The sequence below is a fragment of the Anoxybacillus kestanbolensis genome (genome assembly GCF_001996285.1).
Lineage (GTDB): Bacteria > Bacillota > Bacilli > Bacillales > Anoxybacillaceae > Anoxybacillus > Anoxybacillus kestanbolensis_A.
On the sequence record NZ_MQAD01000046.1, the window covers coordinates 1 to 1,621 of the forward strand.

Consider the following 1,621-nt stretch of genomic DNA (forward strand, 5'->3'; position numbering starts at 1 on the left):
CGGCATGACGATAAAGCGCGTTAATAAAAAACCGGCAATTGTCGTGATCGTTAGCCGAATAATTGTTTCCGGCGGAAGTGGATATTAGGTTATCAATTTTATTAAAATCATAGAATAATGATAAAGATTTTAATAAAATTGTTTATCCGTCCACGTCGTTTAAGCGACATGTACTCGGATTGGGTGTAACCCCACACCCGCTATCCCATTGGCGAACGCCTTTGGGAATACTTTTCTCATGATGTTGTATGCCCCGTTGACATCTGCGTTAATCAGTATTCCATTTTCAGATTGAAACAGTCCTCGCTTGATGCGCGTTCCTTTGTATTGCTTTTGCTTTTTGATTTCTTCCATGTCTAAAAAACTGCATTTCGATGTATAGCTTTCTTCTGTCACGATGACACGAATCCCATGCTGTGCTGCTTTGTACTGCAACTGATGAAGAAACGTTTGATACGGGATGTGAACGAACGCTTGATTTGTGCGCTTTCCGAGATGGACTTCACGCTTCCAATCTTTATTCATCCCCACCACAATCGTATCGCAGTCTAAAGACAGCGCATGTTTGATGACAAAGACACTCGCTTGGTGCATAAAGTTTTCCACGATGCGGTTTCGTTTTTCTGTCATTTTGCTCATTCGTTTTGTCCAATCGAGTCCATTCATCTGTTTCGCTACTTTGCGGTAGTGGCTCATTTGTTTGTTATAGTATTGATTGGCGGATTTTAGACCTTTACCATTGATGACGATCGGTTGTTTGCCCACATTGTTCACAATGGTTGCGAAGTTATCTAATCCCAAATCAATACTGATATATCTGTTGTTATCTTGTTTTTGTGTTGGAATAGGGATTTTGTAAACGACTTCGACGATGATATGGCGGTGTTTCGGAACGAATCGGACTTGTTGTAGCTTCCCTTTCATGTTTGTCTTTAACCGAAACCCTTGAAAACAGGCAGGAAACGTGATTTGTTCATCGACGACTTTGCATGATTGATTCGTTAGCACAAGTACATATCGTCCGTCTTTTTTGAGATATTTGGGCGGTTTCGGTCTGCCTGTATATTTGTCTTTGTTTTTTGCCCAATCTTTCATCGACTTAAAAAATGATTGCCAATTTTGATGCAACATTCTTAACGTTTGTTGAGCACATTGAGCCATTGGCATCGCTCGATAGTCTGTATCCATCCCTTCTGTTTTCAGCAGCTTGTCTAGCTTGTTGTAAGAAAGATACGTGCCGTGTTGGAAAAACGTTTGCCTCACTTGATAGTTGGCGAAGTTGTACAAATTTTTTGACCGAAAACAATACTCATCGATCATCGGATAATACGGATGAGTGGCGAAAATCATATGCCTTTCCACTCGATTCGCCATCATGATCGTTGTTCACCTCGCTTTCTCTTTTACTATACATGTTCATAAGAGAACCATGCAATAAGATGTAAAGATAATCACGAAAGAAGTGGGATCTCAAATATATTTTATCAAAATTTTTAATATATTTTTACGATTGGATGAAAAAACAGAACCATATAACGCAACGACAAAAAATGCAGAAATGTGGTACGATAAAAAAGAACAACGTCGAAAAAGGATGGGAGAACATGCAAGAGTTAAAACT

Annotated in this window: 1 protein-coding gene; it reads right to left on the reverse strand. The window is 39.4% G+C overall.

What is annotated here, in order from left to right:
- Positions 1-159: 159 nt before the first annotated feature.
- On the reverse strand, positions 160-1,377 hold the full coding sequence (locus BO219_RS14345; protein ID WP_077430003.1) for an RNA-guided endonuclease InsQ/TnpB family protein: 1,218 nt from the start codon (positions 1,375-1,377) through the stop codon (positions 160-162).
- Positions 1,378-1,621 lie beyond the last annotated feature (244 nt).

Excerpts from the sequence above, each read along its gene's own strand:
- BO219_RS14345 (WP_077430003.1), bottom strand. The coding sequence starts at position 1,377 with ATGATGGCGAATCGAGTGGAAAGGCATATGATTTTCGCCACTCATCCG.